This window comes from Clostridioides sp. GD02377, assembly GCF_045899875.1.
GTDB classification, from domain to species: domain Bacteria; phylum Bacillota; class Clostridia; order Peptostreptococcales; family Peptostreptococcaceae; genus Clostridioides; species Clostridioides difficile_A.
Genome location: NZ_JBJODA010000001.1, coordinates 257,770 through 274,750, shown reverse-complemented (window position 1 = coordinate 274,750; position 16,981 = coordinate 257,770). Strand labels below are relative to the sequence as shown.

Here is a 16,981-nt window from a genome sequence, read left to right as displayed (position 1 = left end):
GCTTTTTTAATTGGTATATTTATACATATAAATAATTTAATATAATCAAAATGATGGGGGTATGTAACAGTGAAGATAGCAATATTAGGGTATGGAACAGTAGGAAGTGGGTTAATTGATTTAATAGAAAACAATAATTCAAAAAGAGATATAGAAATAGCTGGAATTTTAGTTAAAAATAAAGAGAAACATAAGTCTAAGAAGTATTTTGACAAGATAACAACAGATATAGAAGATATATTTGATAAGGATATTGATATACTGGTTGAATTAATTGGAGGATTGAATCCAGCTTTTGATTATGTGACAAGAGCGTTAAATAAAAAAATACATGTAGTAACAGCCAATAAGGACTTACTTGCAGAGAGAGGTAGTGACCTTATAGAATTAGCTAATTTAAATGATGTTAGTATTAAATTTGAGGCATCTGTGGCAGGTGGTATTCCAGTTTTAAAGCCATTGATAGAATCATTAGAAGGTAACAGTATAAAGAGTATAAATGCTATTTTGAATGGAACTTGTAATTTTATATTATCAAAGATGTATGATGAAAATTTACCATATGATGTAGCTTTAAAACAAGCTCAAGAATTGGGGTTTGCAGAAGTCAACCCAGATGCAGATGTTTTAGGATATGATAGTGCTAGAAAATTATCTATATTATCTACTTTGTCTTATGGAAAAATAGTATATTGGAAAGATTTATTACTAGAGGGAATAACTTCGATAGATGAAAAAGATATAGAATATGCAAAAAAATTAAATTGTAAGATAAAGTTGGTTGCTAGAAGCAAGTATGAATCAGGAGAAGTAAGTGGATTTGTTAGACCAGCATTGGTTGATAACGATAATATGCTTTCAAAAATAGATAATGAGTTTAATGTAGTAATTTTAGTAGGTGATTCAGTAGGAGAACTTTCTTTTGTAGGTAAAGGTGCTGGAAGAGGGGCAACAGGTAGTGCTGTTTATGCTGATATCATAGATGTAATAGATAAGAGAAATGCCAATATAAAGTCATTCTCAAAAGGCAAATTGGACTTAAGTGGACTTATAGAAGATGAATGTAGTGCTGTAGTTAGATTTGATGGATATAATAAAGATGGAATTTTAAAATGTCTAGATAAATATGTAGATAGTTACGATATTATAGATGACGAAGAACTAGCAATTTTTGTAAATGCAAAGTCAGAACATGAAATTGATAGACTCTTGGAAGAGGTAAAAAGAAACAATTATAGTAAATCAGTCAAAAAATTATTAAAGATAGATTAATCTGTTTATATAGGAATTATAAAATTGAAGGTGAAGCAAAACAAAATAAATATTTTGTTTTGCTTCACCTTTTTAATATCTGGTGAATTAATAAGATAATAGAAAAATAAATACGTTATAATTAGCCAATAAAGAAATTTTCACTAGCTTCATTAATAGCTTGTTGAGTTACCCTTATATATCGCTGTGTAGTGGCCACAGAACTGTGATTTAAGAGTTCCTTGACTAACTCTAAGTTATTATTACTCTTTTCAAATTGAGTAGTAGCATAGAGCTTTCTAAAGCTATGTGTGCTTATATTATACAAATTTAAGTATCTGCAAATTATTCTTAACTGTTTTTGAATAGCTTTTGTTTTTATATTTACTAAGTAGTCGTTTGATTTAAGATTATACTTTCTTGCATGTTCATTTATAGATTCAATTATATTTTTATTAACTGGTCTATACTGTAATTTACCTGTCTTTTTTTCATTTATTTCTAACATGTTACCCTTAAAATTTCCTATTTTTAATCTTAAAATATCTGATATTCTTAGACCTAAATTAGCTTCTAACATTAGTGCCAATGCAACTTTAGGATTTTTTCTAAATCTTTTTTCAACGCCATTTTCACTATAAATAAAGCCAGTATGTAATAGTTCCATTATCTTTTTATATTCGTCTATCTCTATAGGTCTTGTTGCCATTTTCAACCACTCCTCTTATTTGATTTGTTAAGTTTGGGTCGGTATTTATTATATAATATAAATGAAATATTATATAATGGAAAAATATACCAATTAACTTATGCAAGCGTGATATATGTGATTAAGGAGAATTTTTTGAAAAATATTTACTAATAAAATTATAAAATTGTGATGAAATAACTGTGTTGTTAAACTAATTAAAAAGGTTATTAAAATTATGACAAATATAATAAAAAAATGGAAGTATTTAGTCAATTTTTGTGATTTTTATTTTTTTCGTAAAAATTTTTTAATGGAGAAAGTGTTTTTATATCTGATTAATTTTCCATCTGTAGATAAACTTTTCATATGTTTTTTAGCAATAAATAAAGCTGAGATTAGATAAATTATTACTACAATTTGAAGAATTGTGTCATAATAGCTAAGATAATAAAACCAAATTAAGTTATTATATATAACATTATATGTATCAGCAAAACTAGAAACCAATACAGTAGAGTTTGCAATAGGATAAAGTATAAATATGAAGAGAGCAGCTAAGATTCCATGAGCAAACTTACTTAGTATGTATAATTTTAAATCTATGTCTGTTTTTGATAAAAATGTACAGCATTGAGCTAGTATGGATAATCCACTAAATCCTATTAAAAAGCTAGCTAAAGATGCTCTTAGTATTTCTGGAGTACTTGTTATACTGGATACCTTATTGCAACCTATAGTAATTTCAAATAAACCACTTACAAATGCTTGACAGAGCTCTTTATTTACACCTAAAAATGAAAGGGGTAAATACAAAACTGATGCTATTAAAGATATTACATTAAAAAGTGATAGTATTTTAAATACTACTGAAAAAACAATTACAAATCCACCAACTGTGAGTAATGTGTTTACTCCATTAAATACAGCATTTCCAAATAGAACAAAAAATCCATTTCCACTTGAATTTCGAAGATTGATTATATTTTTTATGTTTGTTTTTAAATCTAATTTTGTCTTTGGAAGATTTTCATTACCATAATTTCTAAAAAAAAGACCAACCAATATAGTCCCTAGATAATGGCATAGAATCATTAAATAACCTAAATTTGAGTTTTGAAACATACCAGTGCCAACTGAACCTATTATGAATAAAGGTCCTGATGTAGAACAAAAAGAAACGAGTCTTTGTGCCTCATGTTTAGAAATTTGTCTATTATTTCTAAATTCAGAAGCCAAACTTACCCCTACTGGATAACCAGATACTGCTGATATTGCAAAAGCTAAAGCACTTTTACCTGAAACATTAAACACGAGTCTAGTTATGGGATTAATAATAAATCCTATAATATCCACTATTTTTAAATCGACAATCAGGTTTGCACCAATTATGAATGGGAGTAGTGATGGAACTAGGACGTTAGACCATATAGAGAAACCCTCTCTTGCAGATTTTATAGCTTCATTTGGGTATAGGATAATGCCTAAAACTAGAACTCCAACTATAATAGCTGGAGCAAAAAAAGCAATAATTTTATTTTTTTTCATAATATCACCTATAAATTTGAGTTATAAGATATTATATTAAAAATAATAAAAATATATGAATGTAATGGCTTAAGATATATAATAGATATATATTACAAGAACGATTATCATATTGGAGGAAAAAATGTTTAATAGTATAGCTAGTAAGAAAGTTTATGAACAAGTGATTGAACAAATACAACATAAAATACTGAATGGAGAATTAAAAAAAGGAGATAAATTACTGTCTGAAAGAGAATTGTCTGAACAAATGAATGTAAGTAGAACATCTATTAGAGAAGCTATTAGAGTCTTAGAAACTATGGGAGTGATAGAAAGTAGACAAGGTGAAGGAAACTTTATATGTACAAATATAGAAAAAACTTTAATAGAACCATTATCTATGATTTTTAAACTTAATAATGGGACACTTGAAGACATATTAGAGCTTAGAATAATTTTAGAGATTGAAATTGCAAAACTTGCTTCAAAGAGAATAACTTCTTCTGAAGCTATAGAATTGAAAAATATAATAGATGAAATGAGGATAGAAACTAAGAGAAAAGATAATAACCAAACTTTAGTTTTGTTAGACCAAAAATTTCACAGTAAATTAGCTACAATAAGCAAAAATTATTTAATTCAAAGTCTTTTTATGACAGCATCAAAATTATTTGATGGATTTATAGAAGATGCAAGAGAAAAAATAATTGCAGAACCTTTAAATGAATATATATTACTTGACCAACATGAGGCTATATATAATGCAGTTGTAGAAAATAATTTAGAACTTGCATGTGAAAAAGCAAAAGAACATATGAAGTTTATAAGTAAAAACTATAGAAAAAATGAAAATTAAAAGTTTGTTATAAAATAAATTATTCTTGCAAATGGAATATAATGGTATTATCATATAAGTGTAAAACTGGTATGACCACATACCAATTTTATAGTTTATATAATGGGAGATTAAAAATGGTAAAGTTAAAAGTACCGTATTCAAAGCAAGGAATGATTTTAGAAATACCTGAGAAACGTTTTACTGGTGTTTTGGAAGCAAAATCGGATAATTGTATAGAACGTAAAACTCAAGAAGAAACTGTTGAAGAATCTATGAATAATCCAATAGGCTCTCATTCACTAGAAGTGCTAGCTAAGGGAAAAAAGAATGTTATCATAATTACGAGTGACCATACAAGACCTGTGCCAAGTAAAATAACTATGCCAATTATATTGAAGCGAATTAGGAAGGTCAATCCAGACATAGATGTGAAAATTATAGTGGCAACTGGATTTCATAGGCCAAGTACAAGGGAAGAGTTAGTTTATAAAATGGGAGAAGAAATAGTAGATAATGAGGATATAGTTATGCACATATCTACTGATGACGAATCTATGTGTAAAGTGGGAGTACTACCTTCAGGTGGGGATTTATATATAAATAAACTAGCATATGAGGCAGAACTTTTAATAGCAGAAGGATTTATAGAACCACATTTTTTTGCAGGTTTTTCAGGTGGAAGAAAAAGTGTACTTCCAGGAATAGCATCTGCAAAGACTATAATGTACAACCATTGTAGTGACTTTATAGATAGTGATAATTCAAGAACTGGAAAATTAAAGCATAATCCTATTCATGAAGATATGGTATATGCAGCTAAAGTTGCGAAGTTAGCATTCATACTGAATGTTGTAATAGATAAAGATAAAAAGATAGTTGCATCCTTTGCTGGTGATGTCGAAAAAGCACACACTAAAGGTTGTGAATTTGTAACAGAGCTATCAAAAGTAAATTCCATAAAATCAGATATTGTTGTAACTACAAATGGAGGATATCCGCTAGACCAAAATATTTATCAAGCAGTTAAGGGGATGACAGCAGCAGAGGCAACTTGTAGGAACGGTGGAGTAATAATAATGATTGCAGCATGTAATGATGGTCATGGAGGTCAATCTTTTTATGAAAATGTAGCAAATGCAGATTCTCCAAAGCAACTATTAGAAAAAATTAGGAGTGTTGGTAGATGTGATACAATCCCAGACCAATGGGAGTTTCAGATATTAGCAAGAATATTATCTAAATATACTGTGATAATGGTAACGGATAAATGTAATCCTGAAATGATAAAGAAAATGCATATGAAGCATGCGTTTAATTTTAAAGAAGCTTTAGAAATGGCGACTAGTATAGTTGGTATAGATAGTAAGATAGTAGTTATACCTGATGGAGTGTCAGTTATAGTTAAATAAAAAAGGAGTGTACTTTATGGAAATTTTGACATGTATAAAACAAGTACCTGGAACAACTTCAGTAGAAGTTGATGAAACTACAGGAGTACTAAAGAGAGATGGAGTAGATTCAAAAATGAATCCTTATGACCTATATGCTTTAGAAACAGCACTTAGAATAAAACAAGAAAAAAAAGCTAATCTAAAAGTACTTAGTATGGGGCCTCCTCAAGCAAAAAAAGTAATAGAAGAGAGCTTTATGATGGGAGCTGATGAAGGAGCTTTAATAAGTGATAGAAGATTTGGAGGTGCAGATGTACTGGCTACTTCTTATACTATATCACAAGGCATCAAGAAGATGGGAAAGGTAGATTTAATAATATGTGGGAAACAAACTACTGATGGTGATACAGCACAGGTTGGACCTGAAATAGCTGAGTTTTTAGATATACCTCATGTTACTAATGTCACAAAATTAATTGATGTCAAAGAGAAAAGTATAGTTGTTGAAATAGATATGCCAAACGATTTACAAGTATGTGAGATTGAATATCCATGTTTAATAACTGTAGAAAAAGATATTTTTCAACCAAGACTACCTTCATTTAAATTAAAATTAGATACTAAAGAAAGAAAAATACCTGTATATAACTTAGATGATTTTGAAGACAAAGACGAAAACAACTATGGACTTAATGGTTCTCCTACTCAAGTTGTAAAAATATTTCCTCCAAAGCCAAATACAGATAAAAATATTGTAAGAGGAAATGCAGATGATTTAAGTTCTGCACTTATAAATAAATTAGAGGAATTAAAATTAGTTTAAGGAGGATTAATAAATGTCAAAGATAATTGTAAATCAAGATAAAATAACTGATTTAAAAGGAGTATTAGAAATATGTCCTTTTGGTGCTATAGAAGAAAAATCAGGGATAGTAGAAATAAGTGCTGGATGTAAGATGTGTAAGTTATGTGTCAAAAGTGGGCCAAAAGGTGCATTTGAATTTATAGAGAGTTGCAAAGTACAAATAAATAAAGAGGAATGGAGGGGAATTGCAGTATATGTGGAACATCACAATGGAAGCATACATCCTGTGACATATGAGCTTATAGGAAAAGCTCGTGAGATGGCATCAAAGATAAAACAACCTGTGTATTGTGTGTTTGTAGGAAAAGATATAAAAGATAAGTGTAATAATTTGATTTCTTATGGTGTGGATGAAGTATTCGTATATGATGAGGATGAATTTAAAGATTTCAGGATAGAACCATATGCAAAAGCAATAGAAAATTTTATAAAGAATATAAAGCCAACAATAATGCTAGTAGGTGGAACTACGCTAGGTAGGTCATTAGCTCCAAGGCTTGCTGCTAGATTTAGAACTGGTCTTACAGCCGATTGTACAATACTTGATATTCAATCAAATACTGATTTAGACCAAATAAGGCCAGCATTTGGTGGAAATATAATGGCTCATATAAATACACCTAATAATAGACCACAATTTGCTACTGTAAGATACAAAATATTCTCAGTACCAGAAAAAGTGCAGAATGCTACAGGAAAGATTACTTTATGTCAAATAGAAAAAAAAGAGCTAAGCTCTAAGATTAAAGTACTGAGTGTAAAAGAAAAAAATAAAGAAGTTGATTTAGAAGAAGCTGAAGTAATAGTTGTCGCAAGTAGGGCAATAAAGAAACAAGAAGATATGGAGATGATATATAAGTTAGCTGGTAAATTAAATGCTCAAGTAGCAGGAACAAGACCTGTAATAGAGGCAGGATGGATAGATGCCAAAAAACAAATAGGTCTTAGTGGTAGAACTGTAAAGCCTAAACTTATAATAACTTGTGGTGTATCTGGAGCTGTTCAATTTGTTGCAGGGATGCAAGGTGCTGATTATATAGTAGCTATAAATAAAGATGATAAGGCTCCTATACTTGATGTAGCGCATCTAGCTTTAATAGGTGATATTTATGATATTATTCCTAAATTGATTGAAAAGATAGAAAATAAAAAAGATGATAATCAAATATATATGGCATCAGCAGCCAAATAGGGGGATAGAAATGTACAAATTAATCGATAAAAAAGATATAGATTTTTTAATAGATACTTGTGGAGAAGAAAACTTAATAGTTGGAAGTGATATAAATGAAGATTTTTCACATGATGAACTTGGAGGGATTGAAAAATATCCTGAAGTTTTAGTAAATGTAGTTGAAACTGAACAAGTATCTAAAATAATGAAATACGCATATAAAAATAATATACCAGTTACACCAAGAGGTCAAGGAACTGGTCTTGTAGGTGCTGCTGTTGCCATAAAAGGTGGAATAATGATTAATCTGTGTAAAATGAATAAGATACTTGAAGTTGATTATGAAAATTTAACATTAACGGTAGAACCAGGAGTATTGTTGATGACAATAGGTCAATATGTTCAAGATAGAGATTTGTTTTATCCACCTGACCCAGGTGAAAAAAGTGCTACAATTGCTGGTAATATAAACACTAATGCAGGTGGGATGAGAGCAGTAAAATATGGTGTTACAAGAGATTATGTAAGAGGTCTTGAAGTTGTATTGCCAAATGGAGAAATTATAAATGTAGGTGGAAAAGTGGTTAAAAATAGTTCAGGATATAGTATAAAGGACTTATTAGTTGGCTCAGAAGGAACTTTAGGAATAGTTACTAAAGCTATATTAAAATTGCTTCCACTGCCAAAGAAAATTATAAGTTTACTTATACCATTTCCAAATTTATCAATGGCAATCGAGACTGTTCCTAAAATAATAAAGTCAAAGTCAATACCAACAGCTATAGAATTTATGGAAAGAGATGTAATACTAGCAGCAGAAGAATTTTTAGGTAAGAAGTTTCCAGATAATACATCAGATGCTTATCTTCTACTTACATTTGATGGAAATAGCACTGAAGATATAGAAAAAGAATATGAAAAGGTAGCTAATTTATGTCTAGAAAATGGTGCATTAGATGTATTTATATCAGATACACAGGAAAGAAATGATTCTATATGGTCAGCTAGAGGGGCCTTTTTAGAGGCTATAAAGGCATCTACAACACAAATGGATGAATGTGATGTTGTTGTTCCAAGAGATAAGATAGCAGAGTTTATAAGATATACTCATGAGCTTCAAGATGAATTAAAAATAAGAATAAAAAGTTTTGGTCATGCAGGGGATGGAAATCTACACATATATATTTTAAAAGATGGTATGGATGATAATACATGGAAGACAAGATTAAAAGAAACTTTTGACTGTATGTATAGAAAGTCCAGAGAACTTAGTGGTCAAGTTTCTGGCGAACATGGTATAGGGTATGCTAAAAAAGAGTACTTACATGAATCAAATTCAGATGCTTATATGATGCTAATTAAAAATATAAAGTTAGCTTTTGACCCAAAAAATATTTTGAATCCAGGAAAAATATATTAAACATACCAATAATGTAATATTTTAAAACTTACTTTTAAATGACAACATAAATTGTAAAAGTTTTAGGATGGCAATATTTACTTAAATTTAGAAATTAGCATAATATTTAAGTTGATGTTGCCATCCTAAAAGTATGTGCAAATAGATTCAAATAAGATTATTGTATTTATATAAAGTATTAATAAAATAGTTTTTTATAAATATTTTTTATTTTAAGAATCTATTTTACATAGACTGGATGAGTATAAAAATCCATAGGACCTTTTATTAAGTCTTTATTATTTTTATAATATACTGAGTCATATATATTTGTAGATTTTATATCATAATTTATGAGTGTTTTAAAAATTACATCATCTAATGAAAATGATATATTTGAAAATTTGTTTATTATTTCTATTTCAGATTTGTTTTTTACTTCCTTTAGAACTTCTCTGCCTTTATCATTAAAAGCAAGTATTCTTACATAAGGAATAGCATCTATGTTTTTTACAAGTTGCATATCACTTTTTTTAATACCTAATAATATATTGTTTAAAGTTCGTTTAATTTTGGTTAAAGTATATCGTTTAGATTTAATTGATAATTGCAGTTCATATAAAGATTTAGATGTAAAAATATCTTTGTAGATTTTATTTTCTATACCTTCATTTACTTCAAAATAATCTTTTAAATTGTCTATATCTCTAAGTATAATGGTCTTTAAAGTATCAAAGAAAAAATCATCAAACATAGGCAAAAAGCCATTATCTATTTTTTTATTTAGGATATTATAAGTCTTTTTTGGAATAACATTTTTTAAGTGAAAAAGACTATTATTTTCTTTAAGTGAAGTTCTTATAGCAGTAGCAGAACAAATATTACTATTAATTTCTTCAGAATTGTATTCTGACTGAACTCTAGATATAGTAAATGGTTTTATATCACTATTTAGGTGGATAAGATTTTTTATATATTCTATACCAAGTATATTATTTGATGAATTTAATGTTTTTGATAATTGTTCTTTTGAATAACTCTGCATGAATTTATTTTTTTTGTATTGATGTATATAATCAAAAAGTGCATTAGCTCTAGCTGTTGGAAATAACAGGCCCTCATCTAAATATTTTTTTAAGAATAGCTTAAAGTCATCTGGCTCACTTGCTAAAATTTCTGCAATATTGTAAAGAATTTCTGTATTTCCTTCTTCACTACCAAAACATACAGAATCTATACAGCTTAGTGAATTTAAAATTGTTATGGCACCATGAGAAAAAATTTCAGCACTTTGGCAAGCAAATAGAGTTGGTAATTCTATAACTAAGTCTACGCCATTTTCGACAGCAATTTTTGCTCTAGTATATTTATCAAATAAAGCTGGTTCGCCCCTTTGTAGAAAGTTTCCACTCATTATTGCTACAGTATGTGTTGCATTTGTTTTTTCTATAGATTTAGATAAGTGATATATATGTCCATTATGAAATGGGTTGTATTCAACTATTAATCCAAGTACATTCATAAAATACTCCTTCTATCTTTAGTTATTTTTATATATATCTTAATTTATTAAAATGTATATAAAATTTAAATTTTTAATTATAAAACTAAAAAACGTAAAAAAAGTTATAAAAATGTAGAAATACTACATAATAAAAAACTAGTTAAATGTTATTAAAATAACTTTATTAGAGCTTTATATTATATTATTATAGCAAATGGGAAAGAATAATCTACATTAAGTTAATTTGTTAATATATTATTAGGAAAATACACAAATTACCATACTATAAATATGATATAATATTAAAAAAAAGTATATACTTTTATATTAAAAGGTGATATATTATTTATGAAAATCGTTTAATGTATACAATAATATATCTATGACAGAATAATAAAAGATAGAGTTTTATTTAGACATTTATTACAAATCAAAACTTATTACATATTATTTATAAAAATCTAAGGAGGAAATAATAATGAAAATATTAGTATTAAACTGTGGGAGTTCTTCATTAAAATATCAATTAATAGATATGAGTAATGAAGAAGTTTTATGTATAGGATTAGTTGAGAGAATAGGAATAGAAGGTTCTATACTAAAACATGAAAAAGCAGGTAGAGATGATAAATACATTGTTGAACAACCAATGAAGGACCACAAAGATGCAATAGCATTAGTTTTAGAAGCTGTTGCTCATCCAGAATTTGGTGCAGTTAAAGAAATGAAAGAAATAGATGCAGTAGGACATAGAGTTGTACATGCTGGAGAAAAATTTGCTACTTCAGTAGTAATAACTCCAGAAGTAGAAGAAGCTTTAAAAGAGTGTATAGATTTAGCACCACTTCATAATCCAGCAAACATAATGGGAATAGATGCTTGTAAAGCTATACTTCCAGATGTACCAATGGTAGGAGTATTTGATACTGCTTTCCATCAAACAATGCCTAAATCTTCATATTTATATGGTTTACCTCATGAATTATATACTAAGTATGGGGTAAGAAGATATGGATTCCATGGAACTTCTCATAATTATGTATCTCAAAAAGCAGCAGAGATATTAGGAAAAGACATAAAAGATTTAAAAATAGTAACTTGTCACTTAGGAAATGGAGCTTCTATAGCTGCTGTTGATGGTGGAAAATGTGTAGATACATCTATGGGATTCACTCCATTAGAAGGATTAATAATGGGAACTAGATGTGGAGATATAGACCCAGCTATATTACCTTTCTTAATGAGAAAAGAAGGTTTAGATGCTGATGGATTAGACAAATTAATGAATAAAGAATCTGGAGTATATGGAATGACTGGAATTTCTAGTGACTTCAGAGATATAGAAGATGCAGCTAAAAATGGAGATGAAAGAGCTCAAGCGACATTAGAAGCTTATGTTAAAAAAGTACAAAAATATATAGGTGCTTATGCTGCTGAGATGAATGGATTGGATGTCGTAGTATTTACTGCTGGTGTTGGCGAAAATGGAAAAGCTATAAGAGCAGATATAGCTTCTAATATGGAGTTCTTAGGAATGAAGTTAGATAAAGAAGCTAATGATGTTAGAGGAAAAGAAACAATAATATCTACTGCTGATTCTAAAGTAAAAATGCTTTTAATACCAACTAATGAAGAATTAATGATAGCTAGAGATACATTAAGATTAGTAAAATAATTTAAGCAAACTTATGCCTATCAAGTAAAAATACTTGACAAACAAATGCTAGATTTGTATAATAAATTTGGTGATATGTTGAGGTGAACTTAATGAAAGTTAGCATAGAAAAAATAAATAGAAAAGAAACTGATAAAATAGACTTGAATTTTTGTGAAAAAATTGATACTATTAGTTATTGTGATGAGATTTACAAATTAGTATCACCTGTAAATTTAAAAGGGAAAGTGTCAAAGACTAATAAAGGTTTATATCTAGATATAGATGTCAATTTTACAATTGTTGACAATTGTTCAAGATGTCTTAAAGAAGTAGAGATACCACTAGAGTATTCTATACAAGGTTTTTTAGTAAAAGAAGAAGATTATGATGAAGATGAATTTGAGGAATTTGATCCTTTTATATTCGATGGCGAAGAAATCGACCTTATTGATATAATAGAACAGACATTAGATTTTAATGTACCTCATAAGGTTCTTTGTAGTGAAAACTGTGAAGGTCTTTGTCAAGTATGCGGAGCAAACTTAAATGAAGGAGAATGTTCTTGCAGTGAAATTACAAACGATGAGGAATACATAGATCCTCGTTTTGCTAAATTAAAAGATTTATTTAATTAAATTTTGACTAAGGAGGTGGCGTAAATGGCAGTACCAAAGCGTAAAACGTCTAAATCAAACACAAAAATGAGAAGAGCAGCTAACTCAAAGATGGAAGCAACAGGATTTGTAAGTTGCCCACAATGTCATGAGCCAAAATTACCACATAGAGTGTGTCCAGACTGTGGATATTATAAAGGTAAAGAAGTTGTGTCTAAGTAATAGCTTCTAAAAAACATGTAGAGTATACTCTACATGTTTTTTTTGTACATATAAAAATAAGATGATTTACTAGAGAAATAAGTGGATTTTATGCATATTAAAAAATAGAAAAATAATAATATAAGTATTGAAAATTTTTGTGTGTTACTATATACTACTATTAGTAGCTGGTACTAATTACAGCTATAAAATTTGGAGGGAACATGAAAAAGAAAAGTAAAGCCCAAAGACAAAAAGAGCTTATAGATATGCTAAAGACGGATCCTTTTTATACTGATGAAGAATTATCAAGTCTGTTTGATGTAAGTATACAGACTATAAGATTAGATAGAATGAGTCTAAACATACCAGAGCTAAGAGAAAGAGTCAAATCAATAGCAGAAACTCAGAGTTCAAAAGTAAAGACTTTAGGAGTAAAGGAAATTACAGGAGAAATCATTGATTTATCTGTAGGGCGATTAGGTATATCTATGTTAGAAGTTACACAAGACATGATTTACTCTAAGACTAATACTTTAAAAGATACGTATATATTTTCTCTAGCAGATTCATTGGCAATGGCTATAATAGATGCACCTAAAGTTATTATGAGAGTTGCAAATGTAAAAAGTTTTAAATTGATAGAACAACAAGATAGGCTTATAGCGAAAGCCGAAGTATATAGAAATATAGATAAAAAGCATTATGTAAAAGTTGTTATCAATAATAAAGCTCAAGAGCAAATATTTAGAGGAAAGTTTATCTTTGAAGAATTAGATTAGGAGGGTAATTATGAAAATAGTAATTGATGGAATGGGTGGAGATAATGCACCTAAATCTAATGTAGAAGGCGCAGTAAATGCTATAAAAGAATATAATGTTGATTTAATAATCACAGGAGATAAAGATTTATTAGAAAAGGAATTTTCAAATTATGAATTTGATAGAAATAAACTAGAAATAGTTCATACTACTGAGATTATAGAAAATGAAGATAAACCAGTAAAGGCTATAAGAAGTAAAAAAGATTCTTCTATGGTAGTAGCATTAAACCTCGTAAAAGAAGGAAAGACAGATGCTATAATATCAGCTGGAAATACAGGAGCCTTACTTGCTGGTGGATTATTTGTTGTTGGTAGAATAAAAGGAATCGATAGACCTTGCTTATGCTCAGCAATACCGAATGTAAAGCGAGGAATGACACTTATAGCAGACTGTGGCGCAAATGCAGATTGTAAACCTAAAAATCTAGTTGAATTTGCAGCTATGAGCAATATCTATGCAAGAAAAGTTTTAGGTCTTGAAAATCCTAAGGTAGCATTAGCAAATGTTGGACTAGAAGAAGGAAAAGGCAATGATTTAGTTAAAAGGTCATACGAAGAAGTTAAAAAATTAGATTTAAATTTTATAGGGAATGTAGAAGCTAGAGAAGTTATAAATGCATACACAGATATAATCATATGTGATGGATTTACAGGTAATATATTACTTAAGTCTGCTGAAGGTGTAGCTCTTTCAGTTATGAGCCTTATAAAGGAAACTTTTATGGCTAGTACAAAAAGTAAAATAGGAGCATTACTTATAAAGGATGATTTAAGAAAATTGAAGAGTTTTATAGATTATTCTGAGTATGGTGGAGCTCCACTTTTAGGTCTAAATGGAGGCGTTATAAAAGCTCATGGAAGCTCTGATGCCAAAGCTATAAAGAATGCTATAAATCAAGGCATTAAATTTGCAAAAGGAAAAGTTGTTGAAGATATAAGTCAATTTATAAGCAAATATAATGAAGAAAATAAAAATAACGAAGATGAATAAACTCGTTTTGGAGGTTTAATATATAATGAATACAAAGGCTGGAATATTGGGAGTAGGAAGTTATTTACCTGAGAAATCATACGATAATTTTCACTTCGAAAAGATAATGGATACATCAGATGAGTGGATAAGTACTAGAACTGGTATTAAGGAAAGAAGATTTGCAGAAGAATCTGAAGCAACTTCTGACCTAGCATCTAAAGCTGCCCTAAAAGCGATAGAATGTGCAAAGTTAAGTGTAGAGGATATAGAGTTGATTATATTAGCAACAATTACTCCTGATATGTCTTTGCCTTCAACTGCATGTATAGTGCAAGATGCAATAGGAGCAGTGAATGCTACTGCATTTGATATATCAGCAGCTTGTTCTGGATTTGTATATGGAGTAACTATTGCAAAGCAATTTGTAGAAACTGGTTGTTATAAGAATGTACTTGTAATAGGAGCAGAAACTTGTTCTAAGTTTTTAAATTACGATGATAGATCAACAGCAGTATTATTTGGAGATGGTGCTGGAGCAGCTGTTATTGGACCTGTAAGTGAAGGTGGAATACTATCTACTCATATGGGCTCTGATGGTAAAGGAAAAGATTGTTTAAAAGTACCTGCTGGAGGTTCAAGACTTAAAGCAAGTAAAGAGACTGTAGAAGCTAATCTACATACAATAGAAATGGCAGGTAGTGATGTATTTAAATTTGCAGTTAGAAAGATGGCAGAAACTTCTTTAATAGCTCTTGAAAAAGCTAATTTAAATACAACTGACATAGACTATTTAATACCACATCAAGCTAATATAAGAATCATACAAGCTTCTTCTAAGAGATTAGAACTTGATATGAAAAAAGTTTATGTAAATATAAACAAGTATGGAAATATGTCTGCTGCATCTATACCAGTAGCATTAGATGAAGCTTACAGAGAAGGTAAGATTAAAAAAGGAGATAACGTAGTTTTAGTTGGCTTTGGTGGAGGTCTAACTTGGGGGGCTTCAGTTGTCAAGTGGACTTTATAGTAGAAAATATCTAAGATGCTTTAATTGACAAAATTAACTTTATATTAAGAGTAAGGTTGATTAATAATAAAAAGTTTACTTTTATGATTTCAAGTGAAGGAGAATTGTATGAATAAAATTTGCAAAATATTAAATATAAAATACCCAGTTATCCAAGGGGGAATGGCATGGGTAGCTACTGCATCATTAGCAAGTGCTGTATCTAATGCAGGAGGGCTTGGAATAATAGCAGCAGGAAATGCACCAAAAGAAGCTATAAAAAAAGAAATTATTGAGTGCAAAAAATTAACAGATAAACCTTTTGGGGTAAATGTAATGCTTATGTCACCATTTGTAGATGATATAATGGATTTGATTATAGAAGAAAATGTTCAGGTTATTACTACTGGAGCAGGAAATCCTGCAAAATATATGGATAGATTAAAAGAAGCTGGAACAAAAGTTATTCCTGTAGTGCCAACAATAGCTTTAGCTCAAAGAATGGAAAAGTTAGGGGCGACAGCAGTAATAGCTGAAGGTACAGAAGGTGGAGGACACATAGGAGAGCTTACTACTATGGTTTTGGTTCCACAAGTTGCTGATGCTGTAAGCATACCTGTAATAGCTGCTGGGGGCATTGTAGATGGTAGAGGTATTGCTGCATCTTTTGCATTAGGTGCTAGTGCAGTTCAAGTAGGAACTAGATTTATCTGTAGTGAAGAGTGTTCTGTACATTCAAACTACAAAAACTTAGTAATAAAAGCAAAAGATAGAGACGCGATTGTTACAGGAAGAAGTACAGGTCATCCAGTAAGAACATTAAAAAATAAATTATCAAAAGAATTTTTAAAGATGGAGCAAAATGGAGCTACTCCTGAAGAGTTAGATAAAAAAGGTACAGGTGCTTTAAGATTTGCAACAGTAGATGGAGATATCGAAAAAGGTTCATTTATGGCAGGTCAAAGTGCTGCTATGGTAAAAGAAATAACACCTTGTAAAGAAATTATAGAGACTATGGTAAATCAAGCAAAAGAGATTATGCCAGCAATAGAACTGTAAATCA

Annotated in this window: 16 protein-coding genes; 13 read left to right on the top strand and 3 right to left on the bottom strand. The window is 29.5% G+C overall.

Annotated elements, in window-relative coordinates; translation table 11 throughout:
• The first annotated feature begins 69 nt into the window (after positions 1-69).
• Positions 70-1,272: a homoserine dehydrogenase gene (locus tag Q3304_RS01305; protein WP_407813318.1), complete on the top strand. Its 1,203-nt coding sequence runs from the start codon at positions 70-72 to the stop codon at positions 1,270-1,272.
• A 121-nt stretch (positions 1,273-1,393) separates the two neighbouring features.
• Here the strand turns inward: Q3304_RS01305 and Q3304_RS01300 are convergent, their stop codons facing one another.
• Together Q3304_RS01300 and Q3304_RS01295 are read right to left on the bottom strand one after the other, a co-directional pair.
• Positions 1,394-1,960 carry a tyrosine-type recombinase/integrase gene (locus tag Q3304_RS01300; RefSeq protein ID WP_054269679.1) on the bottom strand — a complete coding sequence of 189 codons (567 nt, stop codon included), beginning with the start codon at positions 1,958-1,960 and terminating at the stop codon, positions 1,394-1,396.
• A gap of 267 nt (positions 1,961-2,227) precedes the next feature.
• Positions 2,228-3,487, bottom strand: coding sequence for a nucleoside recognition domain-containing protein (locus Q3304_RS01295; RefSeq protein ID WP_054269680.1), 1,260 nt, complete (start codon positions 3,485-3,487; stop codon positions 2,228-2,230).
• Positions 3,488-3,611: 124 nt separating this feature from the next.
• Here Q3304_RS01295 and Q3304_RS01290 point away from each other — a divergent pair, with 124 nt between their 5' ends.
• The 5 genes from Q3304_RS01290 (at position 3,612) to Q3304_RS01270 (ending at position 9,157) form a co-directional block, all read left to right on the top strand.
• Positions 3,612-4,325: a FadR/GntR family transcriptional regulator gene (locus Q3304_RS01290; RefSeq protein WP_054269681.1), complete on the top strand. Its 714-nt coding sequence runs from the start codon at positions 3,612-3,614 to the stop codon at positions 4,323-4,325.
• Positions 4,326-4,441: 116 nt separating this feature from the next.
• The gene (gene larA, locus Q3304_RS01285) at positions 4,442-5,716 is read left to right on the top strand and encodes a nickel-dependent lactate racemase (RefSeq protein WP_407813319.1); all 1,275 of its coding nucleotides are present in this window, start codon (positions 4,442-4,444) and stop codon (positions 5,714-5,716) included.
• A 16-nt stretch (positions 5,717-5,732) separates the two neighbouring features.
• Positions 5,733-6,521 carry an electron transfer flavoprotein subunit beta/FixA family protein gene (locus tag Q3304_RS01280; protein WP_054269683.1) on the top strand — a complete coding sequence of 263 codons (789 nt, stop codon included), beginning with the start codon at positions 5,733-5,735 and terminating at the stop codon, positions 6,519-6,521.
• Between the two features lie 13 nt (positions 6,522-6,534).
• Positions 6,535-7,755, top strand: coding sequence for an electron transfer flavoprotein subunit alpha (locus Q3304_RS01275; protein ID WP_407813320.1), 1,221 nt, complete (start codon positions 6,535-6,537; stop codon positions 7,753-7,755).
• A gap of 10 nt (positions 7,756-7,765) precedes the next feature.
• Complete coding sequence (locus Q3304_RS01270; protein WP_407813321.1) at positions 7,766-9,157, top strand: FAD-binding oxidoreductase; 1,392 nt, start codon at positions 7,766-7,768, stop codon at positions 9,155-9,157.
• Positions 9,158-9,377: 220 nt separating this feature from the next.
• Here Q3304_RS01270 and Q3304_RS01265 read toward each other — a convergent pair whose 3' ends face one another.
• Positions 9,378-10,658 (bottom strand): nucleotidyltransferase, encoded by a 1,281-nt coding sequence (locus tag Q3304_RS01265; protein ID WP_407813322.1) that lies wholly within the window; start codon positions 10,656-10,658, stop codon positions 9,378-9,380.
• A gap of 460 nt (positions 10,659-11,118) precedes the next feature.
• On the opposite strand from Q3304_RS01265, the gene Q3304_RS01260 reads away from it, so the two are divergent.
• The 7 genes from Q3304_RS01260 to fabK all read left to right on the top strand — a co-directional run bounded on the left by Q3304_RS01260 (position 11,119) and on the right by fabK (position 16,977).
• The gene (locus tag Q3304_RS01260; protein WP_054269687.1) at positions 11,119-12,315 is read left to right on the top strand and encodes an acetate/propionate family kinase; all 1,197 of its coding nucleotides are present in this window, start codon (positions 11,119-11,121) and stop codon (positions 12,313-12,315) included.
• 92 nt (positions 12,316-12,407) lie between these two features.
• Positions 12,408-12,932, top strand: coding sequence for a DUF177 domain-containing protein (locus Q3304_RS01255; RefSeq protein ID WP_054269688.1), 525 nt, complete (start codon positions 12,408-12,410; stop codon positions 12,930-12,932).
• 24 nt (positions 12,933-12,956) lie between these two features.
• On the top strand, positions 12,957-13,133 hold the full coding sequence (gene rpmF, locus Q3304_RS01250; RefSeq protein ID WP_003419113.1) for a 50S ribosomal protein L32: 177 nt from the start codon (positions 12,957-12,959) through the stop codon (positions 13,131-13,133).
• A gap of 203 nt (positions 13,134-13,336) precedes the next feature.
• Entirely contained in the window at positions 13,337-13,894 is a 558-nt protein-coding gene (gene fapR, locus Q3304_RS01245; RefSeq protein WP_003419115.1) for a transcription factor FapR, read from the top strand.
• 10 nt (positions 13,895-13,904) lie between these two features.
• Positions 13,905-14,927, top strand: coding sequence for a phosphate acyltransferase PlsX (gene plsX, locus Q3304_RS01240; protein WP_407813323.1), 1,023 nt, complete (start codon positions 13,905-13,907; stop codon positions 14,925-14,927).
• Between the two features lie 25 nt (positions 14,928-14,952).
• The gene (locus Q3304_RS01235; protein WP_054269690.1) at positions 14,953-15,939 is read left to right on the top strand and encodes a beta-ketoacyl-ACP synthase III; all 987 of its coding nucleotides are present in this window, start codon (positions 14,953-14,955) and stop codon (positions 15,937-15,939) included.
• A 108-nt stretch (positions 15,940-16,047) separates the two neighbouring features.
• On the top strand, positions 16,048-16,977 hold the full coding sequence (gene fabK / locus Q3304_RS01230) for an enoyl-[acyl-carrier-protein] reductase FabK (RefSeq protein WP_054269691.1): 930 nt from the start codon (positions 16,048-16,050) through the stop codon (positions 16,975-16,977).
• Positions 16,978-16,981 lie beyond the last annotated feature (4 nt).

What these genes read in the sequence shown, in the direction of transcription:
- Q3304_RS01295 (WP_054269680.1), bottom strand. Translation starts at nt 3,487, where the DNA reads ATGAAAAAAAATAAAATTATTGCTTTTTTTGCTCCAGCTATTATAGTT.
- plsX (WP_407813323.1), top strand. Translation starts at nt 13,905, where the DNA reads ATGAAAATAGTAATTGATGGAATGGGTGGAGATAATGCACCTAAATCT.
- Q3304_RS01280 (WP_054269683.1), top strand. Translation starts at nt 5,733, where the DNA reads ATGGAAATTTTGACATGTATAAAACAAGTACCTGGAACAACTTCAGTA.
- Q3304_RS01265 (WP_407813322.1), bottom strand. Translation starts at nt 10,658, where the DNA reads ATGAATGTACTTGGATTAATAGTTGAATACAACCCATTTCATAATGGA.
- fapR (WP_003419115.1), top strand. Translation starts at nt 13,337, where the DNA reads ATGAAAAAGAAAAGTAAAGCCCAAAGACAAAAAGAGCTTATAGATATG.
- rpmF (WP_003419113.1), top strand. Translation starts at nt 12,957, where the DNA reads ATGGCAGTACCAAAGCGTAAAACGTCTAAATCAAACACAAAAATGAGA.
- fabK (WP_054269691.1), top strand. Translation starts at nt 16,048, where the DNA reads ATGAATAAAATTTGCAAAATATTAAATATAAAATACCCAGTTATCCAA.
- Q3304_RS01235 (WP_054269690.1), top strand. Translation starts at nt 14,953, where the DNA reads ATGAATACAAAGGCTGGAATATTGGGAGTAGGAAGTTATTTACCTGAG.
- larA (WP_407813319.1), top strand. Translation starts at nt 4,442, where the DNA reads ATGGTAAAGTTAAAAGTACCGTATTCAAAGCAAGGAATGATTTTAGAA.
- Q3304_RS01255 (WP_054269688.1), top strand. Translation starts at nt 12,408, where the DNA reads ATGAAAGTTAGCATAGAAAAAATAAATAGAAAAGAAACTGATAAAATA.
- Q3304_RS01260 (WP_054269687.1), top strand. Translation starts at nt 11,119, where the DNA reads ATGAAAATATTAGTATTAAACTGTGGGAGTTCTTCATTAAAATATCAA.
- Q3304_RS01290 (WP_054269681.1), top strand. Translation starts at nt 3,612, where the DNA reads ATGTTTAATAGTATAGCTAGTAAGAAAGTTTATGAACAAGTGATTGAA.
- Q3304_RS01275 (WP_407813320.1), top strand. Translation starts at nt 6,535, where the DNA reads ATGTCAAAGATAATTGTAAATCAAGATAAAATAACTGATTTAAAAGGA.
- Q3304_RS01270 (WP_407813321.1), top strand. Translation starts at nt 7,766, where the DNA reads ATGTACAAATTAATCGATAAAAAAGATATAGATTTTTTAATAGATACT.
- Q3304_RS01300 (WP_054269679.1), bottom strand. Translation starts at nt 1,960, where the DNA reads ATGGCAACAAGACCTATAGAGATAGACGAATATAAAAAGATAATGGAA.